This window comes from Enterobacter sp. 241F3 (assembly GCF_034106785.1).
GTDB lineage: Bacteria > Pseudomonadota > Gammaproteobacteria > Enterobacterales > Enterobacteriaceae > Enterobacter > Enterobacter vonholyi.
Window position 1 is genome coordinate 60481 of record NZ_JAWNDD010000010.1, and the last position, 19525, is coordinate 80005.

The 19525-nt window shown below is 52.3% G+C and carries 16 protein-coding genes; 11 read left to right on the forward strand and 5 right to left on the reverse strand.

From position 1 onward, the window contains the following. Positions 1-41: 41 nt before the first annotated feature. From fdnG to UR504_RS19750, 5 genes are all read left to right on the forward strand, one after another. Positions 42-3092, forward strand: coding sequence for a formate dehydrogenase-N subunit alpha (gene fdnG, locus UR504_RS19730; RefSeq protein WP_164850642.1), 3051 nt, complete (start codon positions 42-44; stop codon positions 3090-3092). Between the two features lie 12 nt (positions 3093-3104). Next, positions 3105-4007 carry a formate dehydrogenase subunit beta gene (fdxH, locus tag UR504_RS19735; protein WP_008501831.1) on the forward strand — a complete coding sequence of 301 codons (903 nt, stop codon included), beginning with the start codon at positions 3105-3107 and terminating at the stop codon, positions 4005-4007. Then, positions 4004-4639 carry a formate dehydrogenase cytochrome b556 subunit gene (fdoI, locus tag UR504_RS19740; protein ID WP_008501832.1) on the forward strand — a complete coding sequence of 212 codons (636 nt, stop codon included), beginning with the start codon at positions 4004-4006 and terminating at the stop codon, positions 4637-4639. The genes fdxH and fdoI overlap by 4 nt, the downstream gene beginning before the upstream one ends. Continuing rightward, on the forward strand, positions 4636-5565 hold the full coding sequence (gene fdhE / locus UR504_RS19745) for a formate dehydrogenase accessory protein FdhE (RefSeq protein WP_023309751.1): 930 nt from the start codon (positions 4636-4638) through the stop codon (positions 5563-5565). The genes fdoI and fdhE overlap by 4 nt, the downstream gene beginning before the upstream one ends. A 219-nt stretch (positions 5566-5784) precedes the next feature. Further along, positions 5785-6705 carry an alpha/beta hydrolase gene (locus UR504_RS19750; RefSeq protein WP_136196046.1) on the forward strand — a complete coding sequence of 307 codons (921 nt, stop codon included), beginning with the start codon at positions 5785-5787 and terminating at the stop codon, positions 6703-6705. 8 nt (positions 6706-6713) lie between these two features. Here UR504_RS19750 and fabY read toward each other — a convergent pair whose 3' ends face one another. From fabY to yihX, 4 genes are read right to left on the reverse strand one after another with little or no spacing between them, the layout of a single operon-like run. Continuing rightward, entirely contained in the window at positions 6714-7655 is a 942-nt protein-coding gene (gene fabY, locus UR504_RS19755; protein WP_025759561.1) for a fatty acid biosynthesis protein FabY, read from the reverse strand. A 44-nt stretch (positions 7656-7699) separates the two neighbouring features. Further along, a complete protein-coding gene (gene dtd / locus UR504_RS19760) occupies positions 7700-8137 on the reverse strand; it encodes a D-aminoacyl-tRNA deacylase (RefSeq protein WP_008501836.1) in 438 nt (145 codons plus the stop codon). Next, positions 8134-9015 (reverse strand): virulence factor BrkB family protein, encoded by an 882-nt coding sequence (locus UR504_RS19765; protein WP_115876970.1) that lies wholly within the window; start codon positions 9013-9015, stop codon positions 8134-8136. The genes dtd and UR504_RS19765 overlap by 4 nt, the downstream gene beginning before the upstream one ends. Then, a complete protein-coding gene (gene yihX / locus UR504_RS19770; RefSeq protein WP_127732662.1) occupies positions 9009-9608 on the reverse strand; it encodes a glucose-1-phosphatase in 600 nt (199 codons plus the stop codon). The genes UR504_RS19765 and yihX overlap by 7 nt, the downstream gene beginning before the upstream one ends. 405 nt (positions 9609-10013) lie before the next feature. Here yihX and UR504_RS19775 point away from each other — a divergent pair, with 405 nt between their 5' ends. The 4 genes from UR504_RS19775 (at position 10014) to UR504_RS19790 (ending at position 14530) form a co-directional block, all read left to right on the forward strand. Further along, on the forward strand, positions 10014-10790 hold the full coding sequence (locus UR504_RS19775; protein WP_058841944.1) for a hypothetical protein: 777 nt from the start codon (positions 10014-10016) through the stop codon (positions 10788-10790). Between the two features lie 2 nt (positions 10791-10792). After that, entirely contained in the window at positions 10793-11077 is a 285-nt protein-coding gene (locus UR504_RS19780) for a hypothetical protein (protein WP_023309759.1), read from the forward strand. 68 nt (positions 11078-11145) lie between these two features. Beyond that, positions 11146-12420, forward strand: a complete 1275-nt coding sequence (locus tag UR504_RS19785; RefSeq protein WP_181899777.1) for an HlyD family secretion protein — start codon at positions 11146-11148, stop codon at positions 12418-12420. Next, the gene (locus UR504_RS19790) at positions 12413-14530 is read left to right on the forward strand and encodes a peptidase domain-containing ABC transporter (RefSeq protein ID WP_249576777.1); all 2118 of its coding nucleotides are present in this window, start codon (positions 12413-12415) and stop codon (positions 14528-14530) included. The genes UR504_RS19785 and UR504_RS19790 overlap by 8 nt, the downstream gene beginning before the upstream one ends. A gap of 156 nt (positions 14531-14686) precedes the next feature. Here UR504_RS19790 and typA read toward each other — a convergent pair whose 3' ends face one another. Continuing rightward, positions 14687-16510 (reverse strand): ribosome-dependent GTPase TypA, encoded by a 1824-nt coding sequence (typA, locus tag UR504_RS19795; protein WP_008501854.1) that lies wholly within the window; start codon positions 16508-16510, stop codon positions 14687-14689. A gap of 376 nt (positions 16511-16886) precedes the next feature. Here typA and glnA point away from each other — a divergent pair, with 376 nt between their 5' ends. Together glnA and glnL are read left to right on the forward strand one after the other, a co-directional pair. Then, on the forward strand, positions 16887-18296 hold the full coding sequence (gene glnA, locus UR504_RS19800; RefSeq protein WP_008501856.1) for a glutamate--ammonia ligase: 1410 nt from the start codon (positions 16887-16889) through the stop codon (positions 18294-18296). Positions 18297-18466: 170 nt separating this feature from the next. After that, positions 18467-19516 (forward strand): nitrogen regulation protein NR(II), encoded by a 1050-nt coding sequence (gene glnL, locus UR504_RS19805; RefSeq protein ID WP_008501857.1) that lies wholly within the window; start codon positions 18467-18469, stop codon positions 19514-19516. Positions 19517-19525: the final 9 nt, after the last annotated feature.

Genomic DNA, 19525 nt, shown 5'->3' on the forward strand with positions numbered 1-19525 from the left:
AAAACTACATATGTAAGCAATGTCGAAACAAGGAGTGACCCATGCAGGTCAGCAGAAGGCAGTTCTTTAAGATCTGCGCTGGCGGTATGGCAGGCACCACGGCAGCGGCACTGGGCTTTGCGCCCGGCGTAGCGCTGGCGGAAACGCGGCAGTATAAACTGCTGCGCACCCGTGAAACCCGTAATACCTGTACGTACTGCTCTGTCGGTTGCGGGCTGTTAATGTATAGCCTCGGCGACGGTGCTAAAAACGCCAAAGCGTCTATTTTCCATATCGAAGGCGACCCGGATCATCCGGTTAACCGCGGCGCATTGTGCCCGAAAGGGGCCGGTCTGGTGGACTTTATCCACTCCGAAAGCCGTCTCAAATTCCCTGAATATCGTGCGCCTGGATCCGACAAATGGCAGCAAATCAGCTGGGAAGAGGCGTTTGACCGCATCGCAAAACACATTAAAGAAGACCGCGATGCCAACTTTGTTGAGAAGAATGCCGACGGCGTCACGGTCAACCGCTGGCTCTCCACCGGGATGCTGTGTGCCTCCGCTTCAAGCAACGAAACCGGTTATTTAACCCAGAAATTTACGCGCGCACTCGGTATGCTCGCGGTCGACAACCAGGCGCGTGTCTGACACGGACCAACGGTAGCAAGTCTTGCTCCAACATTTGGTCGCGGTGCGATGACCAACCACTGGGTCGACATCAAGAACGCCAACCTCATTGTGGTGATGGGCGGTAACGCCGCTGAAGCGCACCCTGTCGGGTTCCGCTGGGCGATGGAAGCCAAAATCCACAACGGTGCGAAACTGATTGTGATCGATCCCCGCTTTACGCGTACTGCGTCAGTGGCGGATTTCTACACCCCTATTCGTTCAGGTACTGACATCACTTTCCTGTCAGGCGTATTGCTGTACCTGATGACCAACGAAAAATATAACCGCGAATACACCGAAGCCTATACCAACGCCAGCCTGATCGTGCGTGAGGATTACCACTTCGAAGATGGCCTGTTCAGCGGTTACGACGCCGAAAAACGCAAATACGACAAAACCAGCTGGAACTACGAGCTGGATGAAAAAGGCTTTGCGAAGCGCGACACCACCCTGCAGCACCCGCGCTGCGTGTGGAACCTGCTGAAAGAGCACGTTTCCCGCTACACGCCTGAGGTTGTCGAAAACATCTGCGGTACGCCGAAGGCGGACTTCCTGAAGGTGTGTGAGCTTATCGCCGAAACCAGCGCGAAGGACAAAACCGCGTCGTTCCTGTACGCCCTCGGCTGGACGCAACACTCCATCGGTGCGCAGAACATCCGTACCATGGCGATGGTTCAGCTCCTGCTCGGCAACATGGGTATGGCTGGCGGCGGCGTGAACGCCCTGCGCGGTCACTCCAACATTCAGGGTCTGACTGACCTCGGCCTGCTGTCCCAAAGCCTGCCGGGTTACATGAGCCTGCCAAGCGAGAAACAGACCGACCTGCAAACCTACCTGACGGCCAGCACGCCTAAACCGCTGCTTGAAGGCCAGGTGAACTACTGGGGCAACTATCCGAAGTTCTTCGTCTCGATGATGAAAGCGTTCTTCGGTGATAAAGCGACGGCTGAAAACAGCTGGGGCTTTGACTGGCTGCCGAAGTGGGACAAAGGTTATGACGTTCTGCAGTATTTCGAGATGATGCACCAGGGCAAAGTGAACGGCTATTTGTGCCAGGGCTTTAACCCGGTGGCCTCGTTCCCTAACAAGAACAAGGTTGTTGAGTCGCTGTCGAAACTGAAGTTCCTGGTGACGATTGACCCGCTCAATACCGAGACCTCGACCTTCTGGCAGAATCACGGCGAATCGAACGACGTCGATCCGTCGAAGATTCAGACCGAAGTGTTCCGTCTGCCATCGACCTGCTTCGCGGAAGAGAACGGCTCTATCGTCAACTCCGGACGCTGGCTGCAGTGGCACTGGAAAGGTGCGGACGCCCCGGGCATCGCCATGAACGACGGCGAGATCCTGGCCGGCATCTTCTTACGCCTGCGTAAGATGTATGCGGAAGAAGGCGGCGCGAACCCGGAACCCGTGCTGAACATGACCTGGAACTACTCGACGCCGGAAAATCCTGCGCCAGAAGAAGTGGCGATGGAGAGCAACGGTAAGGCGCTGGCGGACGTTATTGACCCGGCCACCGGCACCGTACTGGCGAAGAAAGGCGATCAGCTCAGCACCTTCGCGCACCTGCGCGATGACGGTACTACCTCCAGCGGCTGCTGGATCTTTGCCGGTAGCTGGACGCCGAAGGGCAACCAGATGGCCAACCGCGATAACGCTGACCCGTCGGGCCTTGGCAATACGCTGGGCTGGGCATGGGCGTGGCCGCTCAACCGCCGTATCCTCTATAACCGCGCATCCGCTGACCCGCAGGGTAACCCGTGGGATCCGAAGCGTCAGCTTCTGAAGTGGGACGGTGCGAAATGGGGCGGCGTGGATATTCCGGACTACAGCACTGCCGCACCGGGCAGCGACGTTGGGCCGTTTATCATGCAGCCTGAAGGGATGGGGCGTCTGTTTGCTATCGATAAGATGGCGGAAGGTCCGTTCCCGGAACACTACGAGCCGTTTGAGACGCCGCTGGGCACCAACCCGCTGCACCCGAACGTGGTCTCAAACCCGGCAGCCCGTATCTTCAAAGGCGACTTTGAAGCGCTGGGTAAAAAGGACAAGTTCCCGTACGTGGGCACCACCTACCGTCTGACCGAGCACTTCCACTACTGGACCAAGCACGCGCTGCTTAACGCGATCGCGCAGCCGGAACAGTTTGTGGAGATCGGTGAGAAGCTGGCGAACAAGCTCGGCATTGCCCATGGCGATACCGTGAAGGTCTCCTCTAACCGTGGCTACATTAAAGCCAAGGCGGTGGTGACTAAGCGTATTCGCACGCTGAACGTTCACGGTCAGCAGGTGGATACCATCGGTATTCCGATTCACTGGGGCTATGAGGGCGTGGCGAAGAAAGGGTTCATTGCGAACACCCTGACGCCGTTCGTCGGTGATGCGAACACGCAGACGCCGGAGTTTAAGGCCTTCCTCGTGAACGTGGAAAAGGTGTAACGGAGACGACTTATGGCTTATCAATCTCAAGACATTATCCGTCGTTCCGCGACTAATGGTTTCACGCCCGCGCCTCAGGCGCGGGACCACCAGCAGGAAGTGGCGAAGCTTATCGACGTGACCACCTGTATCGGCTGTAAAGCCTGTCAGGTGGCCTGCTCTGAGTGGAACGATCTGCGTGACGAAGTGGGTCACAACGTCGGGGTGTACGACAACCCGGCGGACCTGACCGCCAAGTCCTGGACGGTGATGCGTTTCTCGGAAGTTGAGCAGAACGACAAACTGGAATGGCTTATTCGCAAAGACGGCTGTATGCACTGTGCGGATCCGGGCTGCCTGAAGGCATGTCCGTCAGAAGGGGCTATCATTCAGTATGCCAACGGCATCGTCGACTTCCAGTCCGAACAGTGCATCGGCTGCGGCTACTGCATCGCGGGCTGTCCGTTCGACGTACCGCGCCTGAACCCGGAAGACAACCGCGTCTACAAATGCACCCTGTGCGTTGACCGCGTAACCGTCGGCCAGGAGCCTGCGTGCGTGAAGACCTGCCCAACCGGCGCTATCCACTTTGGCTCCAAAGAGGATATGAAAACGCTGGCGGCAGAGCGCGTGGGAGAGCTGAAAACCCGTGGTTACGACAACGCGGGCCTGTACGATCCGGCCGGGGTTGGCGGTACGCACGTGATGTACGTGCTGCACCACGCCGACAAGCCGAATCTGTATCACGGTCTGCCGGAGAACCCGGAAATCAGCGCCACCGTGAAGTTCTGGAAAGGCATCTGGAAACCGCTGGCAGCGGTCGGTTTTGCTGCCACCTTCGCAGCGAGCATCTTCCACTACGTCGGCGTCGGTCCGAACCGCGCGGAAGAGGAAGACGACAACCTGCATGAAGAGAAAGACGAGGTGCGCAAATGAGAAAACGTGACACCATCGTGCGCTACACCGCGCCGGAACGCATCAACCACTGGGTCACCGCCTTCTGCTTCATGCTGGCGGCGATAAGCGGGCTGGGGTTCTTCTTCCCGTCCTTCAACTGGCTGATGCAGATCATGGGGACACCACAGCTGGCGCGCATCCTGCACCCGTTTGTAGGCGTCATCATGTTCGCGTCGTTCATCATCATGTTTTTCCGCTACTGGCACCATAACCTAATCAATCGGGATGATATCTTTTGGGCGAAGAATATTCGTAAGATCGTCGTCAACGAGGAAGTGGGTGACACCGGGCGTTATAACTTCGGCCAGAAATGCGTATTCTGGGCGGCGATTATCTTCCTGGTCCTGTTGCTGGTGAGCGGCGTGATCATCTGGCGTCCGTACTTTGCGCCTGCTTTCTCAATCCCGGTGATCCGATTCGCGCTGATGCTGCATTCATTTGCCGCAGTGGCGTTAATTGTGGTTATCATGGTGCATATCTACGCCGCCCTTTGGGTGAAAGGCACCATTACCGCGATGGTGGAAGGCTGGGTAACCAGTACGTGGGCGAAGAAACATCACCCGCGCTGGTACCGTGAAGTCCGCCAGAAACAGGAAAAGTCATCTGAATGAGTATTCGCATAATCCCGCAAGATGAGCTGGGGTCGAGCGAGAAACGCACGGCGGATTATATTCCGCCGTTGTTATTCCCCAGACTCAAGAACCTCTACAACCGCCGCGCAGAGCGTCTGCGCGAGCTGGCAGAGAACAACCCGCTGGGCGATTTTCTGCGTTTTGCCGCGCTGGTCGCCCATGCGCAGGAAGTGGTGCTGTACGACCACCCGCTGCAAATGGATCTGACCGCGCGTATCAAAGAAGCCAACGCGCAGGGCAAGCCGCCGCTGGACATTCACGTCCTGCCGCGCGACAAGCACTGGCAAAAGCTGCTGCATTCGCTGATTGCCGAGCTGAAGCCGGAGATGAGCGGTACCGCGCTGGCGGTCATTGAGAATCTGGAAAAAGCCTCTGACCTGGAGCTGGAAGAGATGGCGAGCGCGCTGTTTGCCTCCGACTTCGCTCTGGTGAGCAGCGATAAAGCGCCGTTTATCTGGGCTGCGCTGTCGCTTTACTGGGCGCAAATGGCGAGCCTGATCCCCGGCAAAGCTCGCGCCGAATACGGCGAGGCGCGCCAGTTCTGCCCGGTCTGCGGCTCAATGCCGGTTTCCAGCATGGTGCAAATCGGCACCACTCAGGGGCTGCGCTACCTGCACTGCAACCTGTGTGAAACCGAGTGGCACGTGGTTCGCATCAAGTGCAGCAACTGCGAGCAGACCCGCGATCTGAATTACTGGTCGCTGGAAAATGAAGAAGCAGCAGTGAAAGCCGAAAGCTGCGGCGACTGTGGCACTTACCTGAAGATTCTGTATCAGGAAAAAGACCCGAAAGTCGAAGCGGTGGCCGACGATCTTGCCTCGCTGATTCTGGACGCGAAGATGGAGCAGGAGGGATTCGCCCGCAGCTCGATCAACCCGTTCCTGTTCCCGGGTGAAGGGGAATAACTCCCTGTTACAGTGCCGGGCGGCGCGTGCTTGCCCGGCCTGCAGTTCGACAGCATTACCCGCCGTCTTTCATGTCAGATGCTCTCCATTCTCGTTGAGAGACGCGTTATCGCCTTTGCGAGCCGCTTTCCAGATTGTTGCCCTCAACAATATTCTTGTTTTCTTTTGAATCAAACCAGGCTATAAAACTGTTTATCCATACAGTAAAAGGGAATTTTCATGGCGCTGGAACAGGGTATTGCACAGCTGGTTCAGGGATTTATCGCTGCAGGGCGACCCTCGTCACGTCGCCAGAGCGTTGAGGTGCGACGAGCAGGTTATATTGCCAGCACGGGGCTTGCCGGGGAGACCGAAACGCGCGTACAGGTGGAGACGCTCGTTCTTGACGGTCTTACCATTCGGGTGTTTTCACCTCTCAATGCACCTGAAATATTGCCTGCTGCCATTTACTATCATGGCGGATGTTTCATCAGCGGCGGCTTTGATACCCATGACAACCAACTCCGCCAGTTAGCCTGCTACGGCAATTGCCGGGTGATCGCGATTCAGTACAGGCTGGCCCCGGAGCATATTTTCCCCGCAGCACATGACGATGCGGAAAAAGGTGCAGATCTGGTCTGGCAATATGCGGACAAACTGGGCGTGGATAAAAACCGGATCACACTTTGCGGAGACAGCGCAGGAGGCCATCTTGCGCTGGTAACGTCATTGCGGCTCAACGCGAAAGGACGATGGAAACCCGCGCAGCTCATTCTTATCTATCCCATGCTCGACGCCACCGCCAGTTTTGAAAGCTATGCCCTCAATGGCACGGATTACATTATCACCCGCGATACCCTGCTCAGCGGGTATGAAATGTACCTCGCCGACATCGACCGCCAGCATCCCGAAGCGAGCCCGCTGTGGCGCGATGATTTTTACGGACTTCCGCCAGTGCACATCATTACCGCAGAGTACGATCCGCTGTGCGATGAGGGAGAAATGTTATATCAGCATTTGACTGAGCAGGGTGTGAAGTGTACCGCTCAGCGCTGGCTGGGCGTCATCCATGGCTTCTTTCAGCTTGGCGGCGTTAGCCAGTCTGCGCGAGACGTTATGCGGGATATCGCCGGGCGGATTCAGCACGCCCGGATAACGTGAACAGAAGATTACTCCTCCTCGTTCCCGCCCTCTTCATACGCGCCAAAAGGCTTCGCCGGAAGAACAATGTAGGTGCCTTCAAACACCGCGCCCGGTGTTTTATCGCCAAAAAGTTCAACCTGCATTTGTACGCGAGCCTTGCGGCCGCGTGCCAGGCGATCCAGATCGCCGCCCAGCGATCCCAGATCGGCCACCGCGCTCGGTTTACCGCTGATCGGTGCGCTATAGCGGATATGAGCATCAGCAAGAATGATGGTGCCACCCAGATGGCGCTCGCGCAGCATCAGCCAGATAAGTCCCCAGCCGGTAAGCGTGGCCAGTGAGAACAGACTTCCAGCAAAGAGGGTGTGGTGGGGGTTCTGATTGCCAGTTTCCGGCATGGTGGTAATAAATTTTTGTCCGGTGTACTGCTGAATGCGCACGCCCATTTTTTCGCTGAGCGGAATGTGCTGATACCAGGCCTGCTGCAGCTGTCCGCACCAGTCGGCGCGATGCAGAATATCGTCCAGCGTGGCGATGGGTTTGATCATCAAAAAATGACGAATCGGGGTGGTTTGCGGGGTCGTGATCTCCCCCTGATTCACAAAACCGAGTTTAGCGAAGAATTCCACGGCATCTTCGCGGGCGCTACAGGTAACGCGCTTAACGCCTTCCTGACGGGCGACGGATTCCAGGGTCATCGCCATTAGCGTCCCCAGACCTTTGTCCTGCACGGAGGGATGAACCGCCATAAAGCGAATAGACGCTTCGTTATCGGCGTTGATATACAAACGCCCGACGGCCACAAGGTTGCCCTCTTCGTCCATCACCATCTGATGGTGGGCCATCGCGTCCCAGGCGTCGCGCTCAGAGCCTTTTGGCTGATGTAATGGCTTGCGTAGCATTTCCCAGCGGAACTGGTAATAGGCTTCTAACTCTTCTTCCGTTTGCGGTACTCGAAGGTGATACATAGCTGTACTCTCTCTTGTTACCCGCGGCCATGCCGTAAGTATGCTCATACCTGGAGCCAGAATGTGACGGGGCCATCGTTCACCAGCGATACCTGCATATCTGCAGCGAATCGTCCGGTTTGCGTATTCATTTCCTGCTGGCGACAACGCTCTACAAAGTACTCGTAAAGTGCTTCAGCACGATCTGGCGCGGCACCTTTCGAGAAACTCGGGCGCATGCCGCGCTCGGTATCCGCTGCCAGCGTAAACTGGGAAACCACCAGCACGCTGCCGCCCGCCTGCTGGACGTTCAGGTTCATCTTGCCTTCCGCATCGCTGAAAATACGGTAGCCCAGCACGCGCTCACACAAGCGGTTGGCTTTTTGTTCGTCATCATCCTTTTCGACACCTAACAACACCAAAAGTCCTGGGCCAATTTCACCCGTCACCTCTCCCTCCACGGTGACGCTGGCACGGGTTACGCGCTGTATCAATGCAATCATGGTTGGTCTGCTTCTTGTTGTTTTTCAGCTTCTGCTGCTTTTTTAAGTTCGCGGTATACACCGAGAGTGACAGTTATTTCAGCACCAAGCAAGACGATACACCAGGTCCAGTAGACCCAGACAAACAAAATGGGGATCACCGCCAGCACGCCGTAAATCAGCTGATAGGACGGAAACATGGTGATGTAGAGGGCAAACCCTTTCTTACCGAGCTCAAAAAGCAATGCCGCCACCAGCGCCCCCACGACCGCATCGCGGTTGGGCACGCGCGTGGTCGGCACCACGCTATAGAGCAGCCAGAACGAGAGCCACGACAGGATCAACGGAAAGATGCGAAGCACATTATCAATAGCGCCGTTTAAATCACTCGCCCAGCGCAGGGAGAGCAGATAAGAACTGATTGCCAGGCTCGCCCCGGCCAGCAGCGGCCCCAACGTGAGGATCATCCAGTACACGGCAAAGGAATAGACCTTTGGCCGCGCTTTTTTACTCCGCCAGATCGTGTTTAGCGCGTTATCGATGGCGTACATCAACAGCAGCGCGGTGACGATAAGACCGCACGCCCCCACTGCCGTCATCTTGCTGGAATTGGCAACAAACTGCTCAATGTAGTTCTGGATAACATCCCCGGTTGCCGGAATGAAATTCGCGAAGACAAAATGACGAAGCTGCACGCTGACGTCCGCAAACATCGGAAAGGCGGAAAACAGGGCAAAGATAACCGCCACCAGCGGCACTAACGAGAGCAATGACACGTAGGCGAGGTTACCCGCCAGCGTGGTCATATTGTCCTCATCAATCCGGTGCCAGAGCAGTTTCAGCCAGGCCCGCAGCGGGCGAGTATGGTGCGTGGCTTTTTGATGAACGGTTTTTAGCATAGCTGCTTCGCAAAGTAGTCAGGTATCGTCTCTTTTCCGGTCACCAGAATTGACGTAATACCCAACTGGTTAGCTCCCTCTATATTATCGGCGTTGTCGTCGAAAAAGACCGCATCGGCCGCGGTGAATCCTTCTGACTGCAGAACAGCCTGATAAATTCGCGCTTCAGGCTTACGCATGCCCATCTCCTGCGAGAGATAGATTTTATCAGCCGCCGCCTTAACTTCAGGGTACTCTTCAGGCCAGAACGTGGTATGCAGGCGGTTGGTATTTGATAGCACAACGACACGATGCCCCTGATCGCGCAGTTTGTGCATGATGTCGATCACTTCAGGCCGGATGGCGACAAATACCGCCTGCCAACCGTGGGAAAACTGTTCATAGCTTAACGAAAGCCCCATCTCCTGACAGAAACGTTCAGCGAACTCTTCATCGCTGATTTCGCCGCGTTCATGCTGGTGGAAAGTCTCGCCCATCGCGAAATTCTGCTTTAAGGTCGCCAGCGGCACGCGGCTAAAATCGCTCCATGCGCCCAACACGCGATTAAAATCGATATCGACGATGACGTTTCCTAAATCAAAGATATAAAGCATGTTTATCTCCTGCTCGCCGTGGAGAGGTAACTGTAGCGGGAAAGATAAAGTTTGGCTATGCACGAGATTCAGCTTAGAGGGAGCAGTATGAAGAACAAAAATTTAGCCAGGAAGATGATATTGGCTTACTGGCGATAGGCAGGGATGAGTTTTATTTAAGTTCGATTTTGCGAAGATATACGTTTTAGTTCATTCTGCAAAAAATTATAGAAAAACGCTTCCGTAATATTTTTTCTCATCACCATATTCCCCCATTTTTGCCATGGCAATCCCATTTCGCGCGGCTTTGCTCGAAATCGCAACAAGTTCACTTTACTTAAATTTACATTTAGATACAAATACTCTATTTATCTTCTTTTTTATAATGATAAGTTTACATTACTTTACACATGGAGCTGCACTTTCGTGAAGATTAAAAAGGGATACGTCCTCAGTGCCGTTTTAATAGCTTTACTCTGCGCTTTCGCTATTTATTCATACAATGCCTACCGATTTAAAAAAGCCAGCAGAGATATTTTATATCAACTCTCTAGCCAACTGATTGTGAAGCAAGGGCTTGAACCAAAACTTTCAACCCACCTCGTTTTTGATACGTTATATATCGACGGAAACATATCCAAAGATGATGACAAAATCATTGTGGGGCTTATCAGAAAAAACCTTATCCCTGTCAGAACGATATCCATAAACAGTGGTGGCGGCGATGTCGAAACTGCAATAAAAATAGCACAAGTTATTCATGATAAAGAAATTAACATTGAGGTCAGGCGATTATGCCTTTCTTCCTGTGCTAACTATCTTTTCCCAGCGGCAAAAAACAAAATCATCAACTATGGTTCCATTATTGGTTTCCATGGGTCGCCTAATTCTGATGACAATAAGTTAACAACTACGGTTAACGGAGAAATCAATACAGACACAACGATAACAGATCGCATTTTCTCAGAAATAAGAAAAACGGATAAAGCATTCTACAAAGATATAAATGTGTCATGGATGATGCCACTTTGCGGGCAAAAAGAAAATATTGGTGATCCAGACACAGGTCTGTCGACGTACAGCGAAAAGGATTTTACGCGTTTTGGCGTAAAAAACATTTCATTCACGGATGGTGAAATGGTATGGAAAAAGTCTATGGATATTATGGGTATACCTTTTGCTCACTATTGCAAGGAAAATTAATAATGCGTGAACTCAATGAAAGTGAATTAAGTAACGTCAGCGGTGCAGGAATGTGGGGTTCTATCGGTAGTGCGATTGGTGGGATGTTCGGTGGTGGTAGCGCTGGTTGTAATGGCAGCTATTCTCACACCAGCACCACTAACAAAGATGGTTCTCACTCTGAAAGCACATCCTTTAGCGGTGGTTGCTCGGTTAACGTTGGTGGTAAAAGCGGTGGTTCATCAAAAGGTAATGGTGGTTCGAAAAGTGGCGGTGGCCGCCAGGGTAATGATCACGGTAGACATTAATTCCTGAACCATTATAACTCATAGCCGCTGATATTTGGCGGCTATTTCCACCCCGCAAGAGGCCAGAAATGTTTCGCAAGGAAGCTATTGAATATCAGAGTACACGGTGGGAAGGGAAAGCTGTTCTTCTGCCGGGCATCCCTTTTGCTCTTATCATATTGCTCAGCATTTTTTTTATTGCTTCCATTTCTATTTTTATTACCAAAGGTTCCTACACCCGTCGCGTCATCGTTCACGGTGAAATAACCACTTTCCCTGGCTCAGTGAATATCTCTGCATCAATGCAGGGTACAGTCGTGCAGAGTTTTGTTAATGAAGGCGATCGCGTAAAAAAAGGTGATGCTCTCTTTCTCATTCATTCGGGTGTATCGACGCAATCAGGCCTGGTTGATGAGAATAAAAAAAAGGAGATCGCGCTACAGATAAAGAGTATCAGCGTAATGATGGCAAATTTGAACTCTTCGAAAAACCGTACGCTCAACGCGCTGACGACTCAAAAAGATCATTATCAGTCCAGTTTTAATACCTCATCTGGGCTACTGGTGCAGGCTGAGCGGGAACTGCATCAGATTGAGAAGAACGTTAACGATTACCGTGGTTATCAGGAAAAAGGTCTGGTCACCAAAGACCAGATGAGTAGCCAAAACGCACTACTCTACCAACAGCAGAGCAATGTTTCTGACCTGGTCGCCAGAAAATCACAGGACCAGGTTCAGATCGATGCGCTCAATCAGCAAATCCAATCCCAGAGCGCTGATTATGACCAACAGGTTTACCAGCTTGAGCAACAAATATACGAACTGCAAAAAGAAAAGTTAAATACAGAAGCGGAAGGTAATTATGTCATCGTGGCAACAGCCGATGGCTTAATCGACTCCATCAATACGGCGCAAGGTAAGATGATCGGCGCAGGCGATGTACTGGCGCGAGTTCAGCAGAATATCCATTCACCATGCTATCTCGAAACCTGGGTTCCGGATGAAGTTCTTCCTTATCTGGCGATTGGCCAGCGCGTTAATGTTAGTTACGACGCCTTTCCTTATGAAAAATTTGGTCAGTTCAGGGCATCAATATCAGCAATATCCAGGCTTCCGGCATCGAAGCCAGAACTCCTGTCAAAGCAGACCATCGCACATGAATTCTATGACGATAAAAAGTCCTGGTACAAAATCATGATCAAACCTGACCTACAGTCTGTGCAAGTCCATGGAAAACAACTCTCACTGAGCCAGGGAGCCAAAGCGCAGATTTCTCTTTTCCTTGAAAAGAGACATATCTATGAGTGGTTATTATCGCCATTTTACGAAATGAAAATGAGCGTAACGGACGCAGGTAATGAATAATCTTTATACACTTGAGACGCTGCTGCGCAAGTTGGATCTGAAAATATTTAAACGCATCCCAGTTGTCTTTCAAACCGAAGCGTCCGAATGTGGCCTGGCCTGTCTTTCAATGATATGCAGTTTTTATGGTAAGCAGGTGGATCTACTGCAACTCCGGCAACAATTCAATTTGTCATCACGTGGGGTCAACCTCAATGCGATAAAAGCAATTGCCAGTGAACTGGAGATGTCGTCACGCGCATTGTCCGTGGACCTTCAGGAATTACATGACGTGCGTAAGCCCTGCATATTGCATTGGGATTTTAACCATTTTGTCGTACTGATTAAGGTCGATAAGAACAGCGCGGTGATCCACGACCCTGCGTTTGGACGACGGGTGATTAGCATGCCCGAATTGTCCCAACATTTTACTGGTGTTGTGCTTGAGGTATGGCCGGGAACTACTTTCTCAGTTCAAAAGAAGCAAAACAGGTTAAAAGCCACCACGTTATTAAAGAATATCAATGGACTGATGACATCACTGACGAAGATATTTTTCTTATCGCTGGTGATTGAGTTGATCAGCCTGCTATTGCCAGTGGGGACACAATTAGTCACGGATAATGTGATTGCATCCGGAGATTACGGTTTACTTAATATCATCTGTCTTGGGTTGTTTATTCTGATTCTGTTACGTTTGACGGTCAGTGTCATACGCTCCTGGACCACGCTGATACTGGGAACACTCATCGACGTCCAGTGGAGTTTTAGCCTCTTTTCTCACCTTATTAAGCTACCGACCACCTATTTTGAAAGACGCAAACTGGGGGACATTCAGTCTCGCTTCCACTCGCTTGATGTTATACGGGCCACTTTTACCACAGGTTTAACTGGTAGCATTATTGATACGCTAATGCTCATGGGTTTGCTGGTAATGATGTTTTTATACAACCTGCAGCTCAGCATGATAGTGGTCTCTTTTACCGCAATATACACCTTCATTCGGTTTGCTACCTATCGATACTATCGCCAGCTATCAGAAGAAGAGTTAATCAAGGAAGCACGCCTTAACTCTTATTTTATGGAAACCCTGTACGGTATCGCGACGATTAAGATTCAGGGGATGACTGACCTGAGAATCAATAACTGGTTTAATCTTTTTTCAGATAAGGTCAATACAGGCATTCGTTTGACGCGAATGGATCTTTTCTTTGGTGGCGTCGTCTCTTTTATCGCCGCCTGCGACCAAATTGTTATCCTGTGGGTTAGCGGCAGGCTGATGATGGATAGTCATTTAACCATCGGTATGTTTATCGCATTTAACACCTTCAGGAGTCAGTTCTATGACCGAATAAATGCCCTGATCAACTTTATCATTCAGCTGAAGATCATCAACTTACACAATGAACGCGTTGCCGATATTGCGCTGCAGGAAGCATCTTCTTCAACGGCCACCAGCCCGCTGCGTTTACCACACGGAGCCTTAACGCTCGAAACTCAGGATCTGACTTACCGTTATGATAACCATGCGGACCCTATCTTCAGCAAACTGAATCTGACCATTCATGCCGGAGAGAGTATTGCTATTACGGGCGTATCGGGTTCAGGTAAAAGCACCTTGATGAAAGTGTTGTGCGGTTTATTCGAACCGTCGAACGGCTGCGTCCGAATTAATGGCATTGATATTAAGCAACTTGGTTTCGAGCATTATGCTGAACGCATTGCCTGTATCATGCAGGAAGATAAGCTGTTTTCAGGCTCAATCAAAGAGAATATCGCCGGTTTTCGGCCTGACATTGACGAGCAGTGGATGGTGCAATGCGCTATCGCAAGCCATATTCATAATGACATTTTAAAGCTACCAATGGGTTACGAGACACTGATTGGTGAACTTGGGGAAGGGTTGTCCGGCGGTCAAAAACAGCGGATTTATATTGCCCGGGCATTATACCGTAAACCGGGTATTTTATTCATGGACGAGGCGACCAGCCACCTTGATAAAACCAGTGAAAGTCAGGTCAATCAGTCTATACAGGCGATGAACATTACGAGGATTATTATCGCGCATCGCGAAACCACGATTTCATCGGCAGATCGGGTGTTCGTGATAAATGGAGCAGAGTTACCCTAATCCGTGAATTTCGCAGGAAAAAGATAGCGTTGGGACATAACTCCCCCGGCTAATGAAGAATTCTGGCGATCATCCAATAAAAAAGCCGCTGAGGGATCAGCGGCTTTTTACCGGCCGGGTGGTACATGCGCTTACCCGACCTATAGATTGACCGTATTACTCTTCTTTCGCACCGCGCATTGCACGTTTACGATCGTTCTCGGTCAGGTGACGTTTACGGATACGGATAGACAGCGGAGTCACTTCTACCAGTTCGTCGTCATCGATGAATTCCAGAGCCTGCTCCAGGGTCATCTTGATCGGTGGAACCAGAACCGTTGCTTCGTCAGTACCGGACGCACGCATGTTGGTCAGTTTCTTACCGGTCAGGCAGTTTACGGTCAGGTCGTTAGAACGGCTGTGAATACCGATGATCTGGCCTTCGTAAACTTCAGCACCGTGACCCAGGAACAGCTTACCGCGATCCTGCAGACCGAACAGCGCAAACGCAACCGCTTTACCCTGACCGTTGGAGATCAGCACGCCGTTGTTACGCTGGCCCACTTCGCCCGGACGCACGTCGTCGTAGTGGCTGAAGGTGGAGTACAGCAGACCGGTACCGGAGGTCATGGTCATGAACTCAGAACGGAAGCCGATCAGGCCACGGCTTGGGATCACGTAGTCGAGACGTACGCGGCCTTTGCCATCTGGATTCATGTTTTTCAGGTCGCCTTTACGCTCACCCAGCGCCTGCATCACAGAACCCTGGTGCTGCTCTTCAACGTCCAGCGTCACGTTTTCGAACGGCTCTTGTTTACGGCCGTCGATTTCGCGGAAGATAACTTTCGGACGGGAAACCGCCATTTCGAAACCTTCACGACGCATGTTTTCGATCAGAACAGACAGGTGCAGCTCACCACGACCAGAAACGCGGAATGCATCAGCATCTTCGGTTTCTTCAACGCGCAGCGCAACGTTGTGCACCAGCTCTTTGTTCAGGCGGTCAAGGATCTGACGAGAGGTAACGAACTTACCTTCTTTACCACAGAACGGAGAGGTGTTGACGTTGAAGAACATGGTAACGGTTGGTTCATCAACAGACAGGGCTGGCAGCGCTTCCACGTTCTGCGGGTCGCAGATGGTGTCAGAGATGTTCAGCTCGCCCAGACCGGTGATAGCGATGATGTCGCCCGCTTCAGCCAGATCGCTGTCGATACGCTCCAGACCCAGGTGAGTCAGCACTTTGCCAACTTTACCGTTACGGGTTTTGCCTTCGCTATCGATGATAGTAACCTGCTGGTTTGGCTTCACTTTACCGCGTTTGATACGGCCGATACCGATGACGCCAACGTAGTTGTTGTAGTCCAGCTGGGAGATCTGCATCTGCAGTGGACCATCCAGATCAACATCCGGTGCCGGTACGTGATCGACAATCGCCTGATACAGCGGGGTCATGTCTTCCGCCATATCTTCGTGGTCCAGACCCGCGATACCATTCAGCGCCGAAGCGTAAATGATAGGGAAGTCCAGCTGTTCGTCGGTCGCGTCGAGGTTAACGAACAGGTCGAATACCTGATCAACAACCCAGTCAGGACGTGCACCAGGACGGTCAACCTTGTTGATAACAACAATTGGTTTCAGGCCATGGGCAAATGCTTTTTTGGTCACGAAGCGCGTTTGCGGCATTGGGCCGTCAAATGCGTCAACCACCAGCAGCACGGAATCCACCATGGACATCACGCGCTCAACTTCACCACCGAAGTCGGCGTGCCCTGGGGTATCAACGATGTTGATACGGTAGTCATTCCATTTAATCGCGGTGTTTTTCGCGAGGATGGTAATCCCACGCTCTTTCTCCAAATCGTTGGAGTCCATCACACGCTCTTGAGTTTCGGCACGCGCATCAAACGTACCGGATTGCTGCAGCAGCTTATCAACCAGGGTAGTTTTACCATGGTCAACGTGCGCGATGATGGCGATGTTACGCAAATTTTCGATCACAACTTTGCCTCAGGCATTAGAAATAGCGCGTTATTGTACACGGATTAATCGCACTACAAAACAGGATCACAAACATCCTCCGCAAACAAGTATTGCAGAGATGCTTTGTGATCGCTTTCACGGAGCGAAAAAGGGCACTTTAACGTAAATTGCACCAATATGGTGCTCAATGTTCACATTGAAGCACTATACTGGTGCAACAAATCCATCGTGGTGCAGCCCTTTTGCACTATGGTGCGCATGATAACGCCTTTTTGGGGTGATTTAAAAGTTGGCACAGATTTCGCTTTATAAAAATTACATGGCAACAGCCAGTACAAACAGAAACTGAAGACGTCGTTACCACGACGACAATGACCAATCTGGAGAGTTAAGTATGTCCGCTGAACACGTTTTGACGATGCTGAACGAACATGAAGTGAAGTTTGTTGATCTCCGCTTCACCGACACCAAAGGTAAAGAACAGCACGTCACAATCCCTGCTCATCAGGTGAACGCCGAATTCTTTGAAGAAGGCAAAATGTTTGACGGCTCCTCCATTGGTGGCTGGAAAGGCATTAACGAATCCGACATGGTTCTGATGCCAGATGCAACCACTGCGGTCATTGATCCGTTCTTCGAAGAACCAACCCTGATCATCCGTTGCGACATCCTCGAGCCAGGCACGCTGCAGGGCTACGACCGCGACCCACGTTCTATCGCGAAACGCGCTGAAGAGTACCTGCGTTCTACCGGCATCGCAGACACCGTTCTGTTCGGGCCAGAGCCAGAATTCTTCCTGTTCGATGACATCCGTTTCGGTGCTTCTATCTCTGGCTCCCACGTTGCTATCGACGACATCGAAGGTGCATGGAACTCCTCCACAAAATATGAAGGTGGTAACAAAGGTCACCGTCCTGGCGTTAAAGGTGGTTACTTCCCGGTTCCTCCGGTCGATTCTGCACAGGACATTCGTTCCACCATGTGTCTGGTGATGGAAGAGATGGGCCTGGTTGTTGAAGCTCACCACCACGAAGTGGCGACTGCTGGTCAGAACGAAGTGGCAACCCGCTTCAACACCATGACCAAAAAAGCGGACGAAATTCAGATCTACAAATACGTTGTGCACAACGTTGCGCACCGTTTCGGTAAAACCGCGACCTTCATGCCAAAACCAATGTTTGGCGACAACGGTTCCGGTATGCACTGCCACATGTCTCTGTCCAAGAACGGTACCAACCTGTTCTCTGGCGACAAATATGCTGGCCTGTCCGAGCAGGCGCTGTACTACATCGGCGGCGTAATCAAACACGCTAAAGCGATCAACGCCCTGGCGAACCCAACCACCAACTCCTACAAGCGTCTGGTCCCGGGCTACGAAGCGCCAGTGATGCTGGCCTACTCTGCACGTAACCGTTCTGCTTCTATCCGTATCCCGGTAGTAGCGTCTCCTAAAGCGCGTCGTATCGAAGTACGCTTCCCGGATCCAGCGGCTAACCCATACCTGTGCTTCGCAGCACTGCTGATGGCCGGTCTGGACGGTATCAAGAACAAGATCCACCCGGGCGAAGCGATGGACAAAAACCTGTACGACCTGCCGCCAGAAGAAGCGAAAGAGATCCCACAGGTTGCTGGCTCTCTGGAAGAAGCCCTGCAGGCGCTGGACGCAGACCGCGAGTTCCTGACTGCAGGTGGCGTATTCACTGACGACGCTATCGATGCCTACATCGCCCTGCGTACTGAAGAGAACGACCGCGTGCGTATGACTCCGCACCCGGTTGAGTTCGAACTGTACTACAGCGTTTAATTAAGTTGTTTTACCCGGCGTGACAAGCGCCGGGAGTAGTTGCCGTGGAAACTTTTAGCCCATCTCCGGATGGGCTTTTTTCTCCACCAACAATCTGATCTCACGCGCTTTTTACGCCGAAAACGCTATACTGCACTAAATTAGTGCAAACGACTCCAGGAGACTGCTGAATGGCAACTGGCACGCTGCCCGATGCTGGGCAGATCCTCAATTCTTTGATTAACAGCATCTTGCTGGTCGATGACGAGCTGGCCGTTCATTACGCCAACCCGGCGGCACAGCAGCTGCTTGCCCAAAGCGCACGTAAACTATTCGGTACCCCGCTTCCGGAACTCCTGAGCTATTTTTCGCTGAATATTGGCCTGATGCAGGAAAGCTTACAGGCAGGCCAGGGTTTCACCGATAACGAAGTGACGCTGGTGATCGACGGGCGCTCGCACATTCTGTCGCTAACCGCGCAACGTCTTCCCGAAGGCCTGATCCTGCTGGAAATGGCGCCGATGGATAATCAGCGTCGACTGAGCCAGGAGCAGCTTCAGCATGCGCAGCAGATTGCAGCCCGTGACCTCGTGCGCGGTCTGGCGCATGAAATCAAAAACCCGCTGGGTGGGTTACGCGGCGCGGCGCAGCTTCTGACCAAGGCGCTGCCTGACCCTGCGCTGGCGGAATATACCAACGTCATCATTGAGCAGGCGGACCGTCTGCGGAATCTGGTAGACCGTCTTCTCGGTCCGCAGCAGCCGGGAATGCACGTCACTGAAAGCATCCATAAAGTGGCTGAGCGGGTGGTGAAGCTCGTCTCAATGGAGCTGCCGGAGAACGTCACGCTGGTACGTGATTACGACCCAAGCCTGCCGGAACTGGCCCATGACCCGGACCAGATTGAGCAGGTCCTGTTGAATATTGTGCGTAATGCTCTGCAGGCGCTGGGACCTGAAGGCGGCGAGATTATTTTACGCACCCGCACCGCCTTCCAGCTCACGTTACACGGCGTGCGCTACCGGCTGGCCGCCCGAATCGACGTTGAGGATAACGGGCCCGGCATTCCATCGCATCTGCAGGATACCCTGTTCTACCCGATGGTCAGCGGCCGTGAAGGCGGAACCGGCCTGGGCTTATCCATTGCCCGCAGTTTGATCGACCAACACTCTGGAAAAATTGAATTTACCAGTTGGCCGGGACATACCGAGTTTTCGGTTTTCCTGCCGATTAAAAAATAAAGGTGACGT

What these genes read in the sequence shown, in the direction of transcription:
- UR504_RS19790 (WP_249576777.1), top strand. Translation starts at nt 12,413, where the DNA reads ATGAATAATCTTTATACACTTGAGACGCTGCTGCGCAAGTTGGATCTG.
- UR504_RS19765 (WP_115876970.1), bottom strand. Translation starts at nt 9,015, where the DNA reads ATGCTAAAAACCGTTCATCAAAAAGCCACGCACCATACTCGCCCGCTG.
- fdhE (WP_023309751.1), top strand. Translation starts at nt 4,636, where the DNA reads ATGAGTATTCGCATAATCCCGCAAGATGAGCTGGGGTCGAGCGAGAAA.
- fabY (WP_025759561.1), bottom strand. Translation starts at nt 7,655, where the DNA reads ATGTATCACCTTCGAGTACCGCAAACGGAAGAAGAGTTAGAAGCCTAT.
- glnA (WP_008501856.1), top strand. Translation starts at nt 16,887, where the DNA reads ATGTCCGCTGAACACGTTTTGACGATGCTGAACGAACATGAAGTGAAG.
- yihX (WP_127732662.1), bottom strand. Translation starts at nt 9,608, where the DNA reads ATGCTTTATATCTTTGATTTAGGAAACGTCATCGTCGATATCGATTTT.
- UR504_RS19780 (WP_023309759.1), top strand. Translation starts at nt 10,793, where the DNA reads ATGCGTGAACTCAATGAAAGTGAATTAAGTAACGTCAGCGGTGCAGGA.
- fdoI (WP_008501832.1), top strand. Translation starts at nt 4,004, where the DNA reads ATGAGAAAACGTGACACCATCGTGCGCTACACCGCGCCGGAACGCATC.
- UR504_RS19750 (WP_136196046.1), top strand. Translation starts at nt 5,785, where the DNA reads ATGGCGCTGGAACAGGGTATTGCACAGCTGGTTCAGGGATTTATCGCT.
- UR504_RS19785 (WP_181899777.1), top strand. Translation starts at nt 11,146, where the DNA reads ATGTTTCGCAAGGAAGCTATTGAATATCAGAGTACACGGTGGGAAGGG.
- dtd (WP_008501836.1), bottom strand. Translation starts at nt 8,137, where the DNA reads ATGATTGCATTGATACAGCGCGTAACCCGTGCCAGCGTCACCGTGGAG.
- glnL (WP_008501857.1), top strand. Translation starts at nt 18,467, where the DNA reads ATGGCAACTGGCACGCTGCCCGATGCTGGGCAGATCCTCAATTCTTTG.
- fdxH (WP_008501831.1), top strand. Translation starts at nt 3,105, where the DNA reads ATGGCTTATCAATCTCAAGACATTATCCGTCGTTCCGCGACTAATGGT.